The sequence below is a fragment of the Mycobacterium appelbergii genome (assembly GCF_032883035.1).
GTDB lineage: Bacteria > Actinomycetota > Actinomycetes > Mycobacteriales > Mycobacteriaceae > Mycobacterium > Mycobacterium appelbergii.
Genome location: NZ_JAMQTH010000003.1, coordinates 147108 through 168482, shown reverse-complemented (window position 1 = coordinate 168482; position 21375 = coordinate 147108). Strand labels below are relative to the sequence as shown.

19 protein-coding genes are annotated in these 21375 nt (G+C 67.8%); 16 read left to right on the top strand and 3 right to left on the bottom strand.

Features of this window, described 5'->3' with window-relative positions; translation table 11 throughout:
• The first annotated feature begins 22 nt into the window (after positions 1 to 22).
• From pyrR to pyrF, 7 genes are read left to right on the top strand one after another with little or no spacing between them, the layout of a single operon-like run.
• A complete protein-coding gene (pyrR, locus tag M1247_RS08065; RefSeq protein ID WP_317155772.1) occupies positions 23 to 580 on the top strand; it encodes a bifunctional pyr operon transcriptional regulator/uracil phosphoribosyltransferase PyrR in 558 nt (185 codons plus the stop codon).
• Positions 577 to 1533: an aspartate carbamoyltransferase catalytic subunit gene (locus tag M1247_RS08060; protein WP_317155771.1), complete on the top strand. Its 957-nt coding sequence runs from the start codon at positions 577 to 579 to the stop codon at positions 1531 to 1533. The genes pyrR and M1247_RS08060 overlap by 4 nt, the downstream gene beginning before the upstream one ends.
• Complete coding sequence (locus tag M1247_RS08055; RefSeq protein ID WP_317155770.1) at positions 1530 to 2846, top strand: dihydroorotase; 1317 nt, start codon at positions 1530 to 1532, stop codon at positions 2844 to 2846. Before M1247_RS08060 ends, M1247_RS08055 begins: the two co-directional genes overlap by 4 nt.
• Positions 2843 to 3343: a PH-like domain-containing protein gene (locus tag M1247_RS08050; RefSeq protein ID WP_317155769.1), complete on the top strand. Its 501-nt coding sequence runs from the start codon at positions 2843 to 2845 to the stop codon at positions 3341 to 3343. The genes M1247_RS08055 and M1247_RS08050 overlap by 4 nt, the downstream gene beginning before the upstream one ends.
• Positions 3340 to 4464: a glutamine-hydrolyzing carbamoyl-phosphate synthase small subunit gene (gene carA / locus M1247_RS08045; RefSeq protein ID WP_317155768.1), complete on the top strand. Its 1125-nt coding sequence runs from the start codon at positions 3340 to 3342 to the stop codon at positions 4462 to 4464. Before M1247_RS08050 ends, carA begins: the two co-directional genes overlap by 4 nt.
• The gene (gene carB, locus M1247_RS08040) at positions 4464 to 7805 is read left to right on the top strand and encodes a carbamoyl-phosphate synthase large subunit (RefSeq protein ID WP_317155767.1); all 3342 of its coding nucleotides are present in this window, start codon (positions 4464 to 4466) and stop codon (positions 7803 to 7805) included. Before carA ends, carB begins: the two co-directional genes overlap by 1 nt.
• Positions 7806 to 7807: 2 nt before the next feature.
• Positions 7808 to 8620: an orotidine-5'-phosphate decarboxylase gene (gene pyrF / locus M1247_RS08035; RefSeq protein ID WP_317155766.1), complete on the top strand. Its 813-nt coding sequence runs from the start codon at positions 7808 to 7810 to the stop codon at positions 8618 to 8620.
• 71 nt (positions 8621 to 8691) lie between these two features.
• On the opposite strand, the gene M1247_RS08030 is transcribed toward pyrF, so the two are convergent.
• Positions 8692 to 9183 carry a hypothetical protein gene (locus tag M1247_RS08030; protein WP_317155765.1) on the bottom strand — a complete coding sequence of 164 codons (492 nt, stop codon included), beginning with the start codon at positions 9181 to 9183 and terminating at the stop codon, positions 8692 to 8694.
• Positions 9184 to 9692: 509 nt separating this feature from the next.
• Here M1247_RS08030 and mihF point away from each other — a divergent pair.
• The 5 genes from mihF (at position 9693) to metK (ending at position 13632) form a co-directional block, all read left to right on the top strand.
• Positions 9693 to 10010 (top strand): integration host factor, actinobacterial type, encoded by a 318-nt coding sequence (gene mihF / locus M1247_RS08025; protein ID WP_003894434.1) that lies wholly within the window; start codon positions 9693 to 9695, stop codon positions 10008 to 10010.
• A gap of 10 nt (positions 10011 to 10020) precedes the next feature.
• Positions 10021 to 10626: a guanylate kinase gene (gene gmk / locus M1247_RS08020; protein WP_317155764.1), complete on the top strand. Its 606-nt coding sequence runs from the start codon at positions 10021 to 10023 to the stop codon at positions 10624 to 10626.
• A 96-nt stretch (positions 10627 to 10722) separates the two neighbouring features.
• Positions 10723 to 11037, top strand: a complete 315-nt coding sequence (rpoZ, locus tag M1247_RS08015; RefSeq protein ID WP_317155763.1) for a DNA-directed RNA polymerase subunit omega — start codon at positions 10723 to 10725, stop codon at positions 11035 to 11037.
• 18 nt (positions 11038 to 11055) lie between these two features.
• Positions 11056 to 12300, top strand: a complete 1245-nt coding sequence (gene coaBC / locus M1247_RS08010) for a bifunctional phosphopantothenoylcysteine decarboxylase/phosphopantothenate--cysteine ligase CoaBC (protein WP_317155762.1) — start codon at positions 11056 to 11058, stop codon at positions 12298 to 12300.
• A 132-nt stretch (positions 12301 to 12432) separates the two neighbouring features.
• The gene (gene metK, locus M1247_RS08005) at positions 12433 to 13632 is read left to right on the top strand and encodes a methionine adenosyltransferase (protein WP_317155761.1); all 1200 of its coding nucleotides are present in this window, start codon (positions 12433 to 12435) and stop codon (positions 13630 to 13632) included.
• Positions 13633 to 13720: 88 nt separating this feature from the next.
• Here the strand turns inward: metK and M1247_RS08000 are convergent, their stop codons facing one another.
• Both M1247_RS08000 and M1247_RS07995 read right to left on the bottom strand, forming a co-directional pair.
• Positions 13721 to 15193 carry a flavin-containing monooxygenase gene (locus M1247_RS08000; RefSeq protein ID WP_317155760.1) on the bottom strand — a complete coding sequence of 491 codons (1473 nt, stop codon included), beginning with the start codon at positions 15191 to 15193 and terminating at the stop codon, positions 13721 to 13723.
• Between the two features lie 118 nt (positions 15194 to 15311).
• A complete protein-coding gene (locus tag M1247_RS07995; protein WP_317155759.1) occupies positions 15312 to 16274 on the bottom strand; it encodes an alpha/beta hydrolase in 963 nt (320 codons plus the stop codon).
• Here M1247_RS07995 and M1247_RS07990 point away from each other — a divergent pair.
• The 4 genes from M1247_RS07990 to M1247_RS07975 are packed head-to-tail and all read left to right on the top strand — an operon-like array spanning position 16237 to position 21370.
• Positions 16237 to 17034, top strand: coding sequence for a lysoplasmalogenase (locus M1247_RS07990; RefSeq protein WP_317155758.1), 798 nt, complete (start codon positions 16237 to 16239; stop codon positions 17032 to 17034). The genes M1247_RS07995 and M1247_RS07990 overlap by 38 nt on opposite strands.
• Positions 17031 to 19031: a primosomal protein N' gene (locus M1247_RS07985; RefSeq protein ID WP_317155757.1), complete on the top strand. Its 2001-nt coding sequence runs from the start codon at positions 17031 to 17033 to the stop codon at positions 19029 to 19031. The genes M1247_RS07990 and M1247_RS07985 overlap by 4 nt, the downstream gene beginning before the upstream one ends.
• A gap of 36 nt (positions 19032 to 19067) precedes the next feature.
• A complete protein-coding gene (gene fmt, locus M1247_RS07980) occupies positions 19068 to 19997 on the top strand; it encodes a methionyl-tRNA formyltransferase (protein ID WP_317155756.1) in 930 nt (309 codons plus the stop codon).
• Positions 19994 to 21370, top strand: coding sequence for an RsmB/NOP family class I SAM-dependent RNA methyltransferase (locus tag M1247_RS07975; protein ID WP_317155755.1), 1377 nt, complete (start codon positions 19994 to 19996; stop codon positions 21368 to 21370). The genes fmt and M1247_RS07975 overlap by 4 nt, the downstream gene beginning before the upstream one ends.
• The last annotated feature ends 5 nt before the right edge of the window (positions 21371 to 21375 follow it).

The window sequence follows — 21375 nt, the reverse complement described above, 5'->3', positions numbered from 1 at the left end:
AGAAGGAGGTCAGAGTCTCTTCATGGGCTCTTCAAATACCGATCGGGAATTGCTGTCCGCGGCGGATGTCGGCCGAACCATTTCCCGTATCGCGCATCAGATCATCGAGAAGACCGCGTTGGACGATCCCGCGGAACGGGCACCTGTCGTATTGCTCGGTATCCCCACCCGGGGTGTGACGTTGGCCACCCGGCTTGCCGACAAGATCAACGAATTCGCCGGCATCTTGGTGCCCCACGGAGCCCTCGACATCACGCTCTATCGCGACGATCTGAACTTCAAGCCGCCGCGTCCGCTCGCAACCACCTCGATCCCGGCGGGTGGTATCGACGACGCCGTGGTCATCCTGGTCGACGACGTGCTGTTCTCCGGACGCTCGGTGCGTTCGGCGCTCGACGCGCTGCGCGACATCGGTCGGCCACGCAGCGTGCAGCTCGCGGTGCTGGTCGACCGCGGCCACCGGGAGCTACCTGTCCGTGCCGACTATGTCGGGAAAAACGTCCCGACCTCACGTAGTGAAAGCGTCCACGTGCTGCTCACCGAGCACGACGACCGCGATGCGGTGGTGATTGCCAAATGACACGTCACCTTCTCTCCGCGGCGGACCTGTCCCGCGATGACGCCAATGCGATCCTCGACGATGCCGACCGGTTCCGGGAGGCGCTGTTGGGACGTGAGGTCAAGAAGCTGCCCACGCTGCGGGGCCGCACGGTGATCACCATGTTCTACGAAAACTCGACACGCACCCGGGTGTCGTTCGAGGTCGCCGGCAAATGGATGAGCGCCGACGTGATCAACGTCAGCGCGTCCGGATCCTCGGTGAGCAAAGGGGAATCGCTGCGCGACACCGCGCTGACCCTGCGGGCCGCGGGTGCTGATGCGTTGATCATCCGCCATCCGGCCTCGGGAGCCGCCCAGCAGCTCGCCGAGTGGACGGTCGAAGACGAAGGCGGCGGCCCAAGCGTGATCAATGCCGGCGACGGCACCCATGAGCATCCGACTCAGGCGCTGCTCGACGCGCTGACCATCCGCCAGCGTCTCGGCTCCATCGAAGGCAGACGGGTGGTGATCGTCGGCGACGTCCTGCACAGCCGGGTCGCGCGTTCCAATGTGACCCTGCTGTCCACGCTGGGGGCCGAGGTGGTGCTGGTGGCGCCGCCCACCCTGCTGCCGGTGGGGGTTACCGACTGGCCTGTGTCGGTGACACACGACCTCGACGCGGAACTTCCCGCCGCCGACGCGATTCTGATGCTGCGGGTGCAGGCCGAACGCATGAACGGCGGCTTCTTCCCGTCGGCGCGGGAATACTCCGTGCGCTACGGGCTGTCCGAGAAGCGCCAGGCGATGCTGCCGGATCGGGCCGTGGTACTGCACCCGGGTCCGATGGTACGGGGCATGGAGATCGCTTTCCCGGTGGCAGATTCCTCGCAATCGGCAGTGCTGCAACAGGTTTCAAATGGTGTCCACGTGCGGATGGCTGTGCTGTTCCATCTGCTGGTCGGGGCAGGCGAGGGAGGGGCGATCACCGCATGATCCAGCAGGTGCTCATTCGTGGGGTGCAGCTCTACGGCGAGGGCGATCGGGTCGATGTCCTCGTCGATCAGGGACAGATCGTCGAGATCGGTTCGGGGTTCGCAATTCCCGAGGGCGCTGAGGTGATCGACGCGACCGGCCAGATTCTGCTGCCGGGGTTCGTCGATCTGCACACCCACCTGCGGGAGCCCGGCCGGGAGTACGCCGAGGACATCGAGACCGGTTCGGCCGCAGCAGCACTGGGTGGGTACACGGCCGTCTTCGCGATGGCCAATACCGACCCGGTCGCCGATACCGCCGTGGTCACCGACCACGTCTGGAACCGCGGTCAGCAGGTCGGGTTGGTCGACGTGCATCCCGTCGGTGCGGTCACGGTGGGCCTCGGCGGTTCGCAACTCACCGAGATGGGCCTCATGGCCGCCGGAGTGGGCCAGGTCCGGATGTTCTCCGATGACGGCCTGTGCGTGCACGACCCGTTGGTGATGCGGCGGGCACTGGAGTACGCCACCGGGCTCGGCGTCCTCATTGCCCAGCACGCCGAAGAGCCGCGGCTGACCGTCGGTGCGATCGCGCACGAAGGCCCCAACGCTGCCCGGCTCGGGCTCGCGGGCTGGCCACGGTCGGCCGAAGAGTCGATCGTGGCGCGCGACGCGATCCTGGCCCGTGATGCCGGTGCCCGGGTGCACATCTGCCACGCCTCCACCGCCGGCACCGTCGAACTGCTGAAATGGGCCAAGGAACAAGGCATCTCGATCACGGCGGAAGTGACCCCGCACCACTTGCTGCTCGACGACGCCAGGTTGGCCGACTACAACGGCCGCAACCGCGTCAACCCCCCGCTGCGCGAAGCCAGTGACGCGCGCGCGCTGCGGCAGGCCTTGGCCGACGGTGTCATCGACTGTGTGGCCACAGACCACGCACCTCATGCCGAACACGAGAAGTGCTGCGAATTCGCGGTCGCCCGCCCAGGCATGCTTGGCCTGGAAACTGCGCTGTCGGTGGTGGTGGAAACCATGGTGCGCCCGGGTCTGCTGTCGTGGCGCGACGTCGCCCGGGTGATGAGTGAATCCCCTGCGGCGATCGTCGGCCTACCCGATCAGGGCCGGCCACTGGAGGTCGGTGAACCGGCGAACCTCACGGTGGTGGACCCGGAATCCAACTGGACGGTGACGGGCAGCGACCTGGCCAGCCGGTCGGAGAACACGCCGTTCGAATCGATGGAGCTGCCCGCCAGGGTCACGGCCACCCTGTTGCGGGGCAGGATCACGGCGCAGGACGGGAAGATTCTGTCGGCGGGCGGGACGGGCCTGTGAACACCCCGACTCTGATCGCCTCCCTGGTGATGGCCGCGCTGCTGGCCCTGTTGATCGCTTTCCTCATCCGTCAGATGATGCGCGGCTGGCTGCACCGTGCCCAGCGCCAGGCCGAACTGATCGGCACGCTGCCGCCGCTGCCCGACACCGTGGGCCCGGTGTTGGTCGAGGCCACCAAGGGGCTTTACGTGGGCAGCACCCTGGTCCCGCACTGGAACGACAAGGTGGCTGCCGGTGATCTCGGCTTCCGTGCGAAGGCGGTGCTGACCCGCTACCGCGAGGGAATCATGTTGCAGCGCAGTGGAGCCGGCCCGATATGGATGCCTGATGAGTCGATCACCGCGATCCGGACCGAGCGCGGTATCGCGGGTAAGGCACTTACCCATGAAGGCATTCTGGCGATCCGGTGGAAGCTGCCGTCGGGCGCTGAGATCGATACCGGTTTCCGGGCGGATAACCGCGCTGAGTACGACCGTTGGTTGGAGGAGAAGGCATGACGAGTAGAGCTGTCCTGGTGCTTGAGGACGGTCGCGTCTTCACCGGGACCACGTTCGGGGCAATCGGCCAGACACTGGGCGAGGCGGTGTTCTCCACCGGCATGTCGGGTTACCAGGAGACACTCACCGACCCGAGCTACCACGGTCAGATCGTGGTGGCGACCGCGCCGCAGATCGGCAACACCGGGTGGAACCGCGAGGACGGCGAGAGCCGCGCCGACAAGATCTGGGTCGCGGGCTATGCGGTGCGCGACCCCTCGCCGCGGGCGTCGAACTGGCGGGCCAGCGGGACGCTGGACGAGGAACTGGTACATCAGGGCGTCGTCGGGATCGCAGGCATCGACACCAGGGCCGTGGTGCGTCACCTGCGTACCCGCGGATCCATGAAGGCCGGGGTGTTCTCCGGAGAGTCGGCCGATGTACCGGTCGACGCACTGCTGGAGCGGGTGCGCAGCCAGGCGTCCATGTTGGGCGCCGACCTGGCAGGCGAAGTCAGCACCGACGCCTCCTACATTGTGGAACCCGAGGGTTCACAACGGTTCACCGTGGCCGCGATCGATCTCGGTATCAAGACCAACACGCCACGCAACTTCGCGCGCCGCGGCGTCCGCAGCCACGTGCTGCCCTCGTCGGTGACATTCGACCAGATCGCCGATCTGAAACCCGACGGAGTGTTCCTGTCCAACGGGCCGGGCGACCCGGCGACGGCGGACCACATCGTCGGCGTCACCCGCGAGGTCCTCGGCGCGGGGATCCCGCTGTTCGGCATCTGCTTCGGCAATCAGATCCTCGGACGGGCGCTGGGCCGGTCCACCTACAAGATGGTGTTCGGCCACCGCGGCATCAACATCCCGGTCATCGACCACATCACCAAGCGGGTGGCGATCACCGCACAGAATCACGGTTTCGCGCTCGAAGGCGAGGCCGGTGAGCAGTTCGATACCCCGTTCGGACCCGCCGAGGTCAGCCACACCTGCGCCAACGACGGTGTGGTGGAGGGTATCCGGCTTGCCGACGGACGGGCGTTCTCGGTGCAGTATCACCCCGAGGCCGCGGCCGGACCACACGATGCCAACTATCTGTTCGACCAGTTCGTCGACCTCATGTCGGGGGAGAAGTAATGCCACGTCGCTCTGATCTCAACCATGTGCTGGTCATCGGTTCCGGTCCCATCGTGATCGGCCAGGCCTGTGAGTTCGATTACTCCGGGACGCAGGCCTGTCGGGTGCTGCGCGCCGAGGGGCTTCAGGTGAGCCTGGTCAACTCGAATCCGGCGACGATCATGACCGATCCGGAGTTCGCCGACCACACCTACGTCGAACCCATCACCGCGACGTTCGTCGAGAAGGTCATCGCCCAGCAGGCCGCGCGTGGCAACAAGATTGACGCGCTGCTGGCCACGCTCGGCGGCCAGACTGCACTGAACACCGCTGTGGCACTGCACGACAGCGGTGCACTGGAACGCTATGGCGTCGAACTCATCGGCGCCGACTTCGAGGCCATCCAGCGCGGCGAGGACCGGCAGAAGTTCAAGGATATTGTCGCCAAGGTCGGCGGCGAATCCGCCCGCAGCCGCGTCTGTTTCACCATGGACGAGGTCCGCGAGACCGTCACGGACCTGGGACTGCCGGTGGTCGTTCGGCCCTCGTTCACGATGGGCGGGCTGGGCTCCGGTATGGCGTACTCGGCCGAGGATGTCGAACGGATGGCCGGAGAGGGGCTTGCCGCATCTCCGTCGGCGAACGTCCTGATCGAGGAATCCATCTACGGATGGAAAGAATTCGAGCTCGAGCTGATGCGCGACGGCCGCGACAATGTGGTTGTGGTGTGCTCGATCGAGAACGTGGATCCCATGGGGGTGCACACCGGGGATTCGGTGACGGTGGCCCCCGCGATGACCCTGACCGATCGCGAGTACCAGACGATGCGGGATCTGGGCATTGCGATCCTGCGTGAAGTGGGTGTCGACACCGGCGGCTGCAACATCCAGTTCGCGGTCAATCCGCGCGACGGCCGGCTCATCGTCATCGAGATGAACCCACGGGTGTCGCGTTCCTCGGCGCTGGCTTCGAAGGCCACCGGATTCCCGATCGCCAAGATCGCCGCCAAGCTGGCCATCGGCTACACCCTCGACGAGATCCTCAACGACATCACCAAGGAAACACCGGCCTGCTTCGAGCCGACGCTGGACTATGTCGTGGTCAAGGCGCCGCGGTTCGCGTTCGAGAAGTTCCCCGGGGCCGATCAGACCCTTACCACCACCATGAAATCCGTCGGCGAGGCGATGTCGTTGGGCCGCAACTTCATCGAGGCGCTCGGCAAGGTCATGCGGTCGCTGGAAACCAGCCGCGCCGGATTCTGGACCGCTCCGGATTCAGATGCTTCTGTCGACGAGTTGCTCACGAATCTGCGCACGCCGACCGACGGCAGGCTCTACGACATCGAGCAGGCGTTGCGCCTCGGCGCCGGCGTCGAGCAGGTGGCCGAGGCCTCCGGTGTGGACCCGTGGTTCGTCGAGCAGATCGCCGGTCTGGTCACACTGCGCTCCGAGTTGCTCGACGCCCCGGTGCTCGACGCGGAGCTGTTGCGACGCGCCAAGCACAGCGGACTCTCGGACCGGCAGGTCTCGGCGCTCCGGCCGGAGCTGGCGGGGGAGGCCGGCGTACGCGCGCTGCGCCGGCGGCTCGGCATCCACCCGGTGTACAAGACCGTGGACACCTGCGCGGCCGAGTTCGACGCCAAGACGCCGTACCACTACAGCAGTTACGAATTGGATCCTGGCGCCGAAACCGAGGTCGCCCCGCAGGCCGAGCGGCCCAAGGTGCTCATCCTCGGCTCGGGTCCCAACCGGATCGGGCAGGGCATCGAGTTCGACTACAGCTGTGTGCACGCTGCGACCACGCTGACCGAGGCCGGTTTCGAGACCGTGATGGTCAACTGCAACCCCGAGACGGTGTCCACCGACTATGACACCGCCGACCGGTTGTACTTCGAACCGCTGACGTTCGAGGATGTGCTGGAGATCTACCACGCCGAATCCGATTCGGGCGCAGGAGGTCCCGGTGTGGTCGGCGTCATCGTGCAACTCGGCGGACAGACGCCGCTGGGGCTGGCCCAACGCCTCGAGGACGCCGGCGTCCCGATCGTCGGCACCAGCCCGAAGGCCATCGACCTCGCCGAGGACCGCGGTGCCTTCGGCGAAGTGCTGACCGGCGCCGGTCTGCCTGCACCCCGTTTCGGCACCGCCACCAGCTTCGACCAGGCCCGCCGGATCGCCGCAGACATCGGATATCCGGTGCTGGTACGGCCGTCGTACGTGCTCGGCGGCCGGGGGATGGAGATCGTCTACGACGAAGAGACCCTGCGGGGCTACATCACCCGCGCCACTGAGCTGTCCCCGGAACATCCGGTGCTCGTCGACCGGTTTCTGGAGGACGCGATCGAAATCGACGTCGACGCGTTGTGCGACGGCACCGAGGTGTACATCGGCGGCATCATGGAGCACATCGAGGAGGCCGGCATCCACTCCGGCGACTCGGCCTGTGCGCTACCACCGGTCACCTTGGGCCGCAGCGATATCGAGTCGGTGCGCCAGGCCACCGAGGCCATTGCGCACGGCATCGGGGTCGTCGGCTTGCTCAACGTGCAGTACGCGCTCAAGGACGACGTGCTCTACGTGCTGGAAGCCAATCCCCGCGCCAGTCGGACCGTGCCCTTCGTATCCAAGGCGACCGCGGTGCCGCTGGCGAAGGCCTGTGCACGGGTGATGCTGGGCGCCACGATCGCCGAACTGCGCGACGAGGGCATCCTGGCCCGCACCGGCGACGGTGCGCATGTTTCGCGCAACGCGCCGGTCGCGGTGAAGGAGGCGGTGTTGCCGTTCAACCGGTTCCGCAGAACCGATGGTGCGCAGATCGACTCACTGCTGGGGCCGGAGATGAAGTCGACCGGCGAGGTGATGGGTATCGACCGTGACTTCGGCACGGCCTTTGCCAAGAGCCAGACCGCCGCGTACGGCTCGCTGCCGACGGCGGGCACGGTCTTCGTCTCGGTCGCCAACCGGGACAAGCGCTCACTGGTCTTTCCGGTCAAGCGGCTCGCCGATCTCGGATTCCGGGTACTGGCCACCGAGGGCACCGCGGAAATGTTGCGGCGCAACGGTATTCCATGTGATGAGGCGCGCAAGCACTCTGAGGAACCCGTGGGAGACGATCCGCTGCCCTCAGCTGTCGACGCCATCCGCGCCGGTGAGATCAACATGGTGATCAACACCCCGTACGGCAACTCCGGGCCACGCGTCGACGGCTACGAGATCCGGTCGGCGGCGGTGTCGATGAACATCCCGTGTGTCACGACCGTGCAGGGCGCCTCGGCGGCCGTGCAGGGCATCGAGGCGGCAATTCGCGGTGATATCGGGGTGATGTCGTTGCAGGAACTGCACAGTGAGCTGGAATTGAGCTGAGAATGGACGGGTTCGGACAGCGGTTGGCCGACGCGGTGTCTGCCAGGGGCCCCCTGTGCCCGGGCATCGACCCGCATCCGGAACTGATGCGGGCCTGGGGGCTCGGCACCGACGCGGACGGCTTGCGCGAGTTCTGCGACATCTGTGTCGCGGCGTTCGCCGGCTTCGCGATCGTCAAACCCCAGGTGGCGTTCTTCGAGGCCTACGGAGCGGCGGGTTTTGCGGTACTCGAGGGAACCATCGCCGCGTTGCGGGAGGCCGGGGTACTGGTGCTGGCCGACGCCAAACGGGGGGACATCGGTTCGACGATGGCCGCCTATGCCGCCGCCTGGGCCGGAGATTCTCCGCTGGCAGCAGATGCCGTCACCGCCTCGCCGTACCTCGGGTTCGGCTCGTTGCTACCGCTGCTCGACACCGCGGCCGCCCACGGACGTGGCGTATTCGTCCTGGCGGCCACGTCCAATCCGGAGGGCGCGAGTGTGCAACGGGCCACGGTGGGCGGGCGCAGCGTCGCCCAGTCGATCGTCGACGATGTCGCGGCGGCGAATCTGGCGGCCGGTCAATCCCTGGGTTCGGTCGGTGTGGTCGTCGGCGCGACGGTGTCCGACCCCCCGGACCTCAGTGCACTCGGTGGGCCGGTGCTGGTGCCCGGTGTGGGCGCCCAAGGCGGCCGTCCCGAGGCACTGGGCGGCCTCGGTGGCGCCAAGCGGCTGCTGCCCGCGGTCTCCCGCGAGGTACTGCGATCCGGACCGGCCGTGGCGGATCTGCGTCAAGCCGCCGAACGGATGCGCGACGCCGTCGCATACCTGGCCTGACTGTGCCCAAGCGCGGTGAATTCGTCCTGCACACAGGTTGATTGAGTCCGGAGCAGCCCAATGCGCGCTGTTTACAGCGGAATCCAGATGCCGAAGAGCCAGAAGCCCCAGTTGTTGAAGTCGGGGTTGAAGAACGGGCTCACCCACTGGCCGTTGTAGTTGAACGGTTGGTGGTCGAACCGACCTTGATCGATACCTCGCCAGGCGAGATTCGGTGGCGGTGGGCCCCAGTTGTTGCCGCGGTCGGGTCCGCCGGGGCCGCGGTCGTGCCCACCTGGCCAGCCAGGGCCTCCACCTGGGCCGCGGTCGGGTCCACCCGGTCCACCGGGCCCGCCGGGCTCACCTGGTCCACGGTCGGGTCCACCGGGCGCCCCAGGGCCGCGATCAGGCCCGTGTCCGCCGTGTCCGCCGGGGCCGCCCGGACCGCCGGGGCCCTGGCAGTTGCCGAAGTCACACGACGGGCGGCCGGGTTGTGCCGCGGCAGGGCCGGCGCCGGTGGCCAAGGCGGTCGCTCCCAATGCGATGGCTACGGCAGATGCGCAGGTCAAGCGCTTGATGCCCATGTTCAGTTTCCCTTCGAGCGGGTCAAATGACCCCAGCAGTCCCGACTGACGCAGGTTATTTAGCTAAGCTGTGTATCGGCTTTGAATGGCGTGGGTGGGCATTAGGCGTCGCCGAACGTCTTCGTCTGACGGGTGCGTCAACGTCCCGACACGCCCGACACGCCGTGACCAGCGAAAATTTTCTGAACACCGTGGTGCGGGCGTTCTTCGCCGGGCATCACATCGCGGCTGCCCGGCCAGGTGAACCACTACGACGCAGCTGAAAACCATTGACTAGCAGGCATATCCACCGTATTCCTGCGTTTCCGGCCGGTATCGACCGGCTGCGGGGCTGTCGCCCATGGAGTGTGCGAGCCCACTACACGCTGGGCTTTTAGCGCCGTAACCAGGGGGTGGGGTTAGCTTTCATCAGGTTGCGTGGGTACGGTCGTCGTCGCTGGCTGGTTACTCCTCCAGCCGATAAAAACAAGTGATGGCCGATGTAAAACTGCCAGGAGACGGAGGAACCCGTGGCCCTTCCCCAGTTGACCGACGAACAGCGCGCGGCAGCGTTGGAGAAGGCTGCTGCCGCACGTCGAGCGCGAGCTGAACTCAAAGACCGGCTCAAGCGCGGCGGCACCAACCTCAAGCAGGTGCTCACCGACGCCGAGACCGACGAGGTCTTGGGCAAGATGAAGGTCTCCGCGCTGCTGGAGGCCCTGCCCAAGGTCGGCAAGGTCAAGGCGCAGGAAATCATGACCGAGCTGGAGATCGCCCCGACGCGTCGTTTGCGCGGCCTCGGCGACCGTCAGCGCAAGGCTCTGCTGGAAAAGTTCGACCAGTCCTGAGGCGCACAGATTGAGCGTCGGCCGAGGGGTCGGACGCAGCGCAGCGGATGAGGCCGTTTCCACGGCTCCAGTCGTTGTGTTGTCCGGCCCCTCTGCCGTCGGGAAGTCCAGCGTGATCCGCTGTCTGCGCGAGCGACTTCCCGACCTGTATTTCTCCGTCTCCGTCACCACGAGGGCCCCGCGGCCCGGTGAGGTCGACGGTGTCGATTACACGTTTGTCACCGCGCCCCAGTTTCAGCAGCTGATCGACGACGGCGCGCTCCTGGAGTGGGCGGACATCCACGGTGGCCTGCACCGTTCCGGAACACCTGCTCAGCCGGTGCGAGACGCCACCCGGGCCGGTCGCCCGGTTCTCATCGAGGTTGACCTGGCCGGCGCGAAGGCGGTCAAGCAGGCGATGCCGGAGGTGATCTCCGTCTTCCTCGCACCGCCGAGCTGGGACGAATTGGTGAGCAGATTGTCCGGGCGCGGTACCGAGACGCCCGAGGTCATGGCCAGGCGGCTGGAGACGGCGAGGGCTGAAATGGCTGCCAAGGGCGACTTCGACCAGGTCGTGGTAAACCGCCAGTTGGATTCGGCATGCGCTGAATTGGTATCCTTGCTGGTGGTGCGGTAGATGACTCGAAACGCCGCGGCCGAGCAGATCGGATCGGCGAGCCACCCACCCGTATTTCACAACGCATTCATGCCATAACCGCCAGGAGACTTTTTCGTGAGCACCACGCCCGCCGATGCGCAGCCGGCTGCTGCGGACGTCGATTCGTCCAGCGTCAGCGCCTATGACACGCCGCTGGGCATCACCAACCCGCCGATCGACGAACTGCTTGACCGTGCGTCGAGCAAGTACGCCTTGGTGATCTACGCCGCCAAGCGCGCCCGCCAGATCAACGATTACTACAACCAGCTCGGGGACGGCATCTTGGAGTACGTCGGCCCGCTGGTCGAGCCCGGTCTCCAGGAGAAGCCCCTGTCGATCGCGATGCGGGAGATCCACGAGGACCTCCTCGAGCACACCGAGGGCGAATAACCAGGCCCGGGCCGGCTCGTGAGCGCGCGCAAGCGGATCGTTGTCGGGGTGGCCGGCGGTATTGCCGCCTATAAGGCGTGCACGGTTGTCCGCCAACTCACCGAGGCCGGCCATTCGGTGCGGGTCGTCCCCACCGAATCGGCACTGCGCTTCGTCGGTGCCGCCACATTCGAAGCCCTGTCCGGCAACCCCGTGCACACGGGCGTCTTCCAGGACGTCCACGAGGTGCCGCACGTCCGCATCGGCCAGGAAGCCGACCTCGTGGTCGTCGCCCCGGCCACCGCGGACCTGCTGGCCCGCGCGGTGGCCGGTCGCGCCGACGATCTGCTCACCGCGACCCTGCTGACCGCGCGGTGTCCGGTGCTGTTCGCGCCTGCCATGCATACCGAGATGTGGCTCCACCCGGCGACCAGCGAGAACGTCGCAACGTTGCGTAAGCGCGGTGCGGTGGTGCTGGAACCCGCATCGGGGCGGCTGACGGGTGCTGACAGCGGGGCGGGCAGGCTGCCCGAAGCCGAGGAGATCACCACGCTGGCCCAGCTGCTGCTCGATCGCGGCGATGCCCTGCCGTTCGACCTGTCGGGTGTCAAGGTGCTCGTCACTGCGGGCGGCACCCGCGAGCCGATCGATCCGGTGCGGTTCATCGGCAACCGCAGCTCTGGCAAGCAGGGTTACGCGATGGCCCGGGTGATGGCTCAGCGTGGCGCCGAGGTGACGTTGATCGCCGGCAATACCGCAGGGTTGATCGACCCCGCCGGCGTCGAGGTCGTGCGCATCGGCTCGGCGACACAACTGCAGGATGCGGTGTCCAAACACGCTCCCGATGTCCATGTGTTGGTGATGGCCGCGGCCGTCGCCGATTTCCGGCCCGCCCAGGTGTCCACCGCCAAGATCAAAAAAGGCGCCTCCGAGCCGAGCTCGATCGACCTGGTCCGCAACGACGACGTGCTGGCCGGCACCGTCCGGTCGCGTACCGACGGTCAGTTGCCCAACATGCGGGCGATCGTCGGGTTCGCCGCCGAGACCGGAGACGCCAACGGCGATGTCCTGTTCCACGCCAGGGCGAAGCTCAAACGCAAGGGTTGCGACCTGCTGGTGGTCAATGCGGTGGGGGAGAACCGGGCATTCGAGGTCGACCACAACGATGGATGGTTGCTGAGCTCCGACGGAACCGAAACCGCCCTCGAACACGGTTCGAAGACGTTGATGGCCACCCGTATCGTGGACTCGATCGTGGCGTTCCTGCAGAACCGTGACGGGTGATCCGACACACGCATCATGTTGCGTGAAAGGCTTGCGCGTCGGCGTCCCAGGCGCTTGAGTGCTACAGGGTAGATATATGATTCGCCTGACTAAGTAAATTTCGATAGCTTTCGAACGGAAAGGATGCGGAGCGTGAGCAAAGGTCGCCTGTTTACCAGTGAGTCGGTAACCGAAGGACACCCCGACAAAATCTGTGATGCGATCAGCGATTCTGTGCTCGATGCGCTGCTTGAGCAGGATCCGAAGTCGCGGGTAGCGGTCGAGACCATGGTCACCACCGGCCAGGTGCACGTCGCCGGGGAGGTGACCACCTCCGCCTACGCCGACATCCCGAAGATCGTGCGCGACCGCATCCTGGACATCGGTTACGACTCGTCCACCAAGGGTTTCGACGGCGCCTCCTGTGGCGTCAACATCGCGATCGGCGCCCAGTCGCCCGATATCGCTCAGGGCGTCGACACCGCGCACGAGGCGCGGGTCGAGGGTGCCGGTGATCCGCTGGACGCCCAGGGCGCAGGCGATCAGGGCCTGATGTTCGGCTACGCCATCAAAGACACCCCCGAGCTCATGCCGCTGCCCATCGCGCTGGCCCACCGTCTGGCCCGCCGGCTCACCGAGGTCCGCAAGAGCGGCGTCGTCGACTACCTACGCCCGGACGGCAAGACCCAGGTCACGGTCCAGTACGACGGCGCCACACCGGTCCGCCTCGACACCGTCGTGTTGTCGACGCAGCACGCCGACGGCATCGACCTCAACGGGACGCTGACCCCGGATATCCGGGAAAAGGTCGTCAACACGGTGCTCAACGACCTCGGGCACGACACCCTGGACACCTCCGACTACCGTCTGTTGGTCAACCCGACGGGCAAGTTCGTGCTCGGTGGCCCGATGGGCGACGCCGGGCTGACCGGCCGCAAGATCATCGTCGACACCTACGGCGGCTGGGCCCGTCACGGCGGTGGCGCGTTCTCCGGCAAGGATCCGTCCAAGGTGGACCGCTCCGCCGCGTACGCGATGCGCTGGGTGGCAAAGAACGTCGTAGCAGCAGGCCTGGCCGAGCGTGTCGAGGTTCAGGTCGCCTACGCGATCGGCAAAGCGGCCCCGGTCGGCCTGTTCGTCGAGACCTTCGGCACCGAGACCGTGGACCCGGAGCGCATCGAGAAGGCCATCAGCAGCGTGTTCGACCTGCGACCCGGCGCGATCATCCGCGATCTGGACCTGCTGCGGCCGATCTACGCGCAGACCGCGGCCTACGGGCACTTCGGCCGCACCGATGTCGAACTGCCGTGGGAGCAGACCAACAAGGTCGACGACCTGAAAGCCTCCGTCTAGCCTTCCCGCACCTCTGCCGCGAGATCAACGCAATGGTCGATGTTCGGCGCGCGAATCGACCATTGCGCTGATCTGGGCGAGTGGTGCCCTACGAGCTGAACGCGTAATCGTCGAGCGGGAAGCGGCGGCTGCGCCAGTAGGCCTCCAGGGTGGTCGTCGGCCGCAGCGGCACATCGCCGTTGCGGTCGAAGTAATAGCTGTTGGCCAGCGCGCAGCTGTCCTGCCAGAAAATCTGCCGGTGCCGCCTGCGCATCATTTCGGCGAAGTAGCGGTCGTTGGCGTCCTGTCGCACCTCGACGCGGCGGGCCCCGCTGCGGTCGGCGCGCTGGATGCACCGGACGAGGTGACGGGTCTGCGCCTCGATCAGCGCGAAGTATGACGACCCGACATACCCGTACGGCCCCATCACGCTGAAGAAGTTGGGGAATCCGGGGACACTGACACCCTCGTAGGCCTGCATCCGGCGCTGCTCCCAGAAGGTGCTCAGCGACTGTCCGCCCGCCCCTGTGACCTCGAACGGCAGGGCGTCGACGTCCATCACCTTGAATCCGGTGGCCAGGATGAGCACGTCGACGTCATGGGTTTCGCCATCGGCGGTGGCGACGCCCGAACCGGTGATCTTTTCGATCGGCTCGGTCACCAGCAGGACGTTGTCCCGGTTGAAGGTGGACAGGTAGGTGTTGTGGAAGCCGGGCCGCTTGCAGCCGACCGCGTACCGCGGCGTCAGCTTGTCGCGGACCACCGGATCGTGGACCTCACGGCGCAGATATGCCTCGCAGGCGAGGTGTGCCCGCTTGGCGAACGGATTGACGGTGAAGTACTGCGCGGCAAGCGGAAACATGAACTCGACAAAGGCCTGGCTGATCAGGCGGTGCGCCGTTCTGCCGCCCGGGATGCGCATCGCCCAGCGCGCCACCCGTGGTAGCGGTACATCGAATTTGGGGAAGCACCAGATGGGTGTGCGCTGAAAAACGGTGAGCTGCTTGACGATCGGGGCGATCTCCGGGATCACCTGGACCGCGGAGGCGCCCGTACCGATGATCGCGACGCGCTTGCCTGCCAGCTCCTGGCCGTGGTCCCACCGCGCGGTGTGCATGGTGACGCCGGCGAACGTGTCGACGCCGTCGATATCGGGCAGTTTCGGGATCGTCAGGACACCGCTGGCGTTGACGAGATACCGGGCCGTGAGCTCGGCGCCGGAATCCAACCGCACCCGCCACAGGCTCTCGTCCTCGTCGAACGCAGCGCCCAGCACCTTCGAGTTGAACCGGATCCGCGACCGCAGATCGTATTTGTCCACGCACCGGTCGGCATAGGCACGCAGCTCGCGGCCCGGGGCGTAGGTGCGCGACCAGTCCCGGGACTGTTCAAAGGAGAACTGGTAGGAGAACGACGGAATATCGACGGCGATACCGGGATAGCGGTTCCAGTACCAGGTGCCGCCCGCACCGTTGCCGGCCTCGACGATCAGGTAGTCGTCGATTCCGGCCTTGTCGAGTTTGATCGCAGTGCCGATGCCGGAGAATCCGGCACCGACGATGAGGGTGTGGTAGTCGGGCATGACGCCTCCCGCCTGCGCCCGGCGACACGGACGCCGTGTTTCGTCCTAGCGTCACCGTAGCTCGCGGGCAAGTCCCCGAGATCGCGCTGAGGGACAAAATCCGCGCCGAATTTGTCCCTCAGTGGACTTTCGGTGCGGGCGACAAGGCCTCGCGCAGCGCCGCCAGCCCGCGGTCGAACGCCGCGGTCGCGGCGGGGACGACACCGGCATATCCCAGGTAGCCGTGCACCAGGGTTTCGGCGTTGTGCAGTTGCACCGGCACGCCGGCCGCAGTCAGCAGTTCGGCGTAGCGGGCGCCGTCGTCGCGCAGCGGGTCGTGGCCCGCGACGGCGATGTAGGCGGGCGCGAGCCCGGACAGGTCTGCCGCGCGCGCCGGCACCAGGGTGGCCGGGGGATCGGTGAGGTCGACGTGGCCCGCGTACCAGCGGGAGAAGCCTTTGACCGCGTCGAGAGGCAGGATCGGTGCGTCGGCGTTCTCGGTGAACGACGGCAAGGTGGTGTCCCAGGTGGTGGCCGGATACCAGAGCAGCTGGAACCGTAGTGATGGGCCGCCCGCGTCCCGGGCCACCTGCGCGACCACTGCGGCGAGATTGCCGCCCGCCGAATCTCCGGCCACGGCGATCCGGTCGGCGTCCCCACCGACCTCGGCGGCGTGGGTTGCCGTCCACTGCACAGCTGCCCAGACGTCCTCGACTGCGGCCGGGTAAGGATGTTCGGGCGCCAACCGGTAATCCACCGACACCACCACCGCCTCGGCTCCTACCGCGTGGCGGCGCGCGGTGCTGTCGTAGCTGTCGAGGTCGCCGACCGACCAACCGCCACCGTGCACGAACACCACGATCGGCAGCACTGCGCCGTCGCGTGTCGGCGGACGATAAACCCGTACCGTGACGGGCCCGGCCGGGCCGTCGATCACCCGATCGTCGACCTGCAACTCGGGGTGGATCTCCTGGCGCGGCAGTTCACTGAACCGCCGGCGCGCCTCCTCGACACCGTCGGCGGTCGACAGTTGGAACGGCAGGACCTGCAGTACCTTCTGCAGAATGGCATCGACAGCCGGCTTCTCATCAGCAACAGACACCCCGACACCGTACGCACGTCGCTCGACGGTGCGGTTGTGGGTGGCTGCCGCGGCGGTCGGCGCCTGCTACGGCGTGTTCCTGATCGTCACCGCGCTGCGGTTGCCCGCAGGCACCGATCTCACCGGACAGTTCTTCGGACAACCCGCGGTCAAGGCACTGGCCGCGGTGCTGTTGGCCGGGGCCGCGCTCAGCCATCCGATCCCGCGGGAGCGGCGCTGGCTGATCGGGGCGCTGGTGTTCTCCGCCGCGGGTGACTTCCTGCTGGCGATGCCGTGGTGGGCGCCCTCGTTCGTGTTCGGCCTGGCAGCGTTCTTGATCGCGCACCTGTGCTTTCTGGCGGCGTTGCTGCCGTTGGTGCGGCGCTCCACACCCCGGCTGATCGCCGTTGCGCTGACCGTCGTGGCGTGCCTGGCCTTGCTCGGATGGTTCTGGCCGCGGCTCGTCGAGCAGGGAATGGCTGTGCCGGTCACGGCATATATCGCGGTGCTCGGCGCGATGGTGTGTACCGCGCTGCTGGCTCGGCTACCGACGCCCTGGACCGCCTTGGGTGCGGTGTGTTTCGCGGTGTCGGACGCGATGATCGGGATCAGCGAGTTCATGCGTGGCGATCAACTCCTTGCAGTGCCGATCTGGTGGGCGTATGCGGCATCGCTGCTGTTGATCACCGCGGGCATGTTCTTCGGCCGTGCCGCGGCTCCGGTGTCGGATGTCGCCGCCGGCGCGGCTCCGTCGCACACGTCTGCTAAACCTGCGCCGTGACGACCATCCGGCAGCCCGCGGAGCACGAGCCCATCGCGCGGGTGCTGCCCATGCTGTCGGTGCCGCACCTCGACCGTGAGTTCGACTATCTGGTGTCGGCGCAACAGTCCGACGACGCGCAACCCGGAGTTCGGGCGAAGGTGCGTTTCCACGGCCGTCTGGTCGACGCGTTCATCCTGGAACGCCGATCCGACACCGACCATGTCGGCAAGCTCGGCTGGTTGGACAAGGTGGTCTCGGCCGAACCTGTTCTCACCGCCGACGTGCGGCGGCTCGTCGATGCGGTCGCCGCCCGCTACGCCGGTACGCGACCCGATGTGCTGCGGCTCGCGGTCCCACCCCGGCACGCCACGGTGGAGAAGCAGACCCCGCCCGAACCCGAACCGCTTGACGTGGCGGCCGTCGACCCGGGCGGCTGGGCCAGATACGGGCGTGGGGAACAGTTTCTGACCGCTCTGGGCGAAGGGCGCGCGGCCCGTGCGGTGTGGCAGGCGCTGCCCGGCGAACGGTGGGCCGACCGGCTGGCCGAAGCCGCCGCGGTCACGGTCAACGCCGGACACGGCGTGCTCGCGATCATGCCCGATCAACGCGATGTGGACGCGCTGCACGCAGCAGCGGTCAGCCAAGTGTGCGAGTCGCGGGTGGTGGCGCTGTCGGCGGGACTGGGCCCTGCCCAGCGCTACCGACGCTGGCTGGCGGTGTTGCGCGGTCACGCGCGCCTGGTGATCGGAACCCGCAGCGCGGTGTTCGCCCCGGTCGCCGACCTCGGCCTGGTGGTGGTCTGGGACGACGGTGACGACAACCTTGCCGAACCGCGGGCGCCGTACCCGCACGCCCGTGAGGTGGCGATGCTGCGTGCCCACCAGTTGCGTTGCGCGGCAGTGATCGGCGGTTATGCCCGCACTGCCGAGGGGCAGGCCCTGGTGCGGACGCGATGGGCGCACGACCTGGTCGCCACCCGTCCGGTGGTGCGCGCGGCCGCCCCCCGGGTGATCGGACTCGAGGACAGCGGCTACGCCCAGGAGCGTGACCCGGCGGCCCGCACCGCGCGCCTGCCCTCGATGGCCTTGCAGGCTGCCCGCACCGCGTTGCAGGCCGAACGGCCCGTTCTGATCCAGGTGCCAAGGCGTGGGTACATCCCGGCGCTGGCCTGCGGGCGCTGCCGCACGATCACGCGCTGCAGGCACTGCACCGGACCGCTGTCGCTGCCGGAGCGGGACAGCGCGGCGGCGGAATGCCGGTGGTGCGGGCGCGCCGAGCCCGCGCTGCGCTGCGCGCGCTGCGGCTCCGACGCGGTCCGCGCGGTGGTGGTCGGCGCTCGCCGTACCGCCGAAGAGCTCGGCCGGGCCTTTCCGGGCACCACCGTGATCACCTCGGGTGGGGATGCCGTGGTGGCGGCCGTGGGTGACGGACCGGCCCTCGTGGTTGCCACGCCGGGCGCCGAACCGGCCGCCGACGGCGGTTACGGCGCGGCCCTGCTGCTCGACGGGTGGGCCCTGCTGGGCAGGCAGGATCTTCGGGCTGCCGAGGACGCGCTGCGGCGCTGGATGGCCGCCGCCGCCCTCGTGCGTCCCCGCAGCGACGGTGGAGTGGTCGCGGTGGTGGCCGAATCGGCGATTCCCACGGTGCAGGCGCTGATTCGCTGGGACCCGGTCGGGCACGCCGATACCGAACTCGACGGCCGCGGCGAGGTCGGTCTGCCACCGGCCGTGCACATGGCCGCCGTCGACGGCACCGCAGCCGCCGTCACCGCACTGTTGGACACCGCCCAGTTACCCGAGTTCGCCGAACCGCTCGGGCCCGTCGAGTTGCCGCCGGGAGCCCGTCGGCCGCCGGGGGTGGCTGCCGACGCCCCGGTGAGCCGAATGCTGGTCCGGGTACCGCGCGACGGGGGACTGTCCTTGACTGCCGCGCTGCGCCGCGCCACCGCGGTGCTCAGTGCACGGCACGATCAGGAACCGTCACGCGTGCAGATCGACCCGCTGCACATCGGGTGATTCCGGCCTGCGGCCCGGCTTCCCTAGACTGACGCCGTGCGTCTCGTCTTTGCCGGCACTCCGGAACCCGCCTTGCCGTCGTTACGTCGGTTGATCGAGTCACCGCGTCACGATGTCGTCGCGGTGCTGACCCGTCCGGATGCCGCCGCCGGGCGGCGGGGTAAGCCGGCCCCGTCACCGGTGGCGCGGCTGGCCCTCGACCATGACATTCCGGTGCTGCGCCCGTCGCGGCCCAACGAGGACGAGTTCGTCGCCGAATTGACCGACCTGGCCCCGGAATGCTGCGCGGTGGTGGCCTATGGTGCGTTGTTGAGCCGGCGGCTGTTGGCGGTGCCGCGGCACGGCTGGGTCAACCTGCATTTCTCGCTGCTGCCTGCCTGGCGTGGGGCCGCGCCGGTGCAGGCGGCCATCGCAGCAGGCGACCAGGTGACTGGCGCGACGACGTTTCAGATCGAGCCCGCGCTGGATTCCGGCCCGGTCTACGGCGTGGTCACCGAAACCGTCCGCGACACCGACACTGCGGGTGATCTTCTTGGCCGGCTTGCCGATTCGGGTGCCGTGCTGTTGGCTTCGACGCTCGACGGCATCGCCGACGGGTCACTGACCGCGGTGCCGCAGCCGGCGGACGGTGTCACGGTCGCACCGAAGATCACAGTGGAGGCAGCGCGCGTGCGTTGGGATCTGCCTGCTCATGTCGTCGACCGCCGTATCCGTGCGGTCACACCGAATCCGGGAGCGTGGACGATGATCGGCGATATGCGCGTCAAGATCGGCCCCGTCACGGTCGACGGGTCGGGGGATCCCTTGCCGCCGGGGGATATCCGAGTGGACCGCAATGTGGTCCGGGTGGGTACGGGCTCGCAGCCGGTGCAACTCGGCCAGATTCAGCCTCCAGGGAAGAAACTGATGAATGCCGCCGACTGGGCCCGTGGCGCCCGTCTCGACGATTCGGTGCGGGCCTCGTGACGAAGCCGACGCGGAAGCGCGCGCCCCGCCGTAAACCCCTGGACCCGGCCAGGCAGGCCGCCTTTGACGTGCTCCGCGCGGTGTCCGAACGGGATGCCTACGCGAACCTGGCCTTGCCCGCGATGTTGCGGGAACGCGGAATCGAGGGTCGGGACGCGGCTTTCGCGACGGAGCTGACCTACGGCACCTGCCGCTCGCGCGGTCTGCTCGATGCCGTCATCGCACACGCTGCCGGACGTCCGCCCGAGCGGATCGATCCGGTACTGCTCGACCTGTTGCGTCTTGGCACCTATCAATTGCTGCGCACCAGAGTGGAACCACATGCTGCCGTATCCACCACGGTTGAACAGGCCGGCATCGAATTCGACACGGCGCGAGCAGGTTTCGTCAACGGGGTGCTCCGTACCATCTCCTCGCGCGACGAGAAGTCCTGGACCGACGAACTGGCGCCGAGCCCAGATGTCGACCCGGTCGGGCACGCGGCCTTCGTCCATGCCCACCCACGCTGGATCGCCCAGGCCTTCACCGACGCGCTGGGCGCCGAAGCCGGCCAGCTCGAGGCTCTGCTGGCCAGCGACGACGAGCGACCCGCCGTGCATCTCGCCGCCCGCCCCTCGGCGCTTACCGCCGAGCAGCTGGCCGACCAGACCGGTGGCACGGTCGGGCGGTATTCGCCCTATGCGGTGTATCTGCAGGGCGGTGACCCCGGGCAGCTGCAGGCGCTTCGCGACGGGTCGGCCCAGGTCCAGGACGAGGGCAGCCAGCTGGTTGCGCGGGCGCTGACGTTGGCCGAGCTGGACGGGGCCGACGGTGGGCGTTGGCTCGACCTGTGCGCCGGACCCGGCGGCAAGACAGCGTTGCTGGCCGCGATCGGTGCGGCCTCGGGAGCGCGCGTCACCGCGGTAGAGCCCGCCGAACGGCGCGCCCAGCTGGTCGAGGAGAACACCCGCGGGCTCAACGTCGAGGTCCACCGCTTCGACGGCCGCGAGTCAGGGCTGGAGCCTGGCTTCGACCGGGTCCTCGTGGATGCCCCGTGCACCGGGCTCGGGGCGCTGCGCCGCCGCCCGGAGGCGCGTTGGCGCCGTCAGCCCGCCGATGTGCCCGGCCTGGCCAAACTGCAACGCGAACTACTCGCAGCGGCGATCGGGCTGACGCGCCCGGGTGGGGTGGTGTTGTACGCGACGTGCTCGCCGCACCTCGTCGAGACGGTCGGCGTGGTGGCGGACGCACTGCGTCGCCATCCGGTGACCGCGCTGGACATCAGGCCGTGGTTTGCTCCCACGGGCGGTCTCGGCGACGGGCCCTACGTGCAGTTGTGGCCGCATCGGCACGGTACCGATGCGATGTTCGCGGCCGCCCTGAAAGTAGGCTGAGCGCC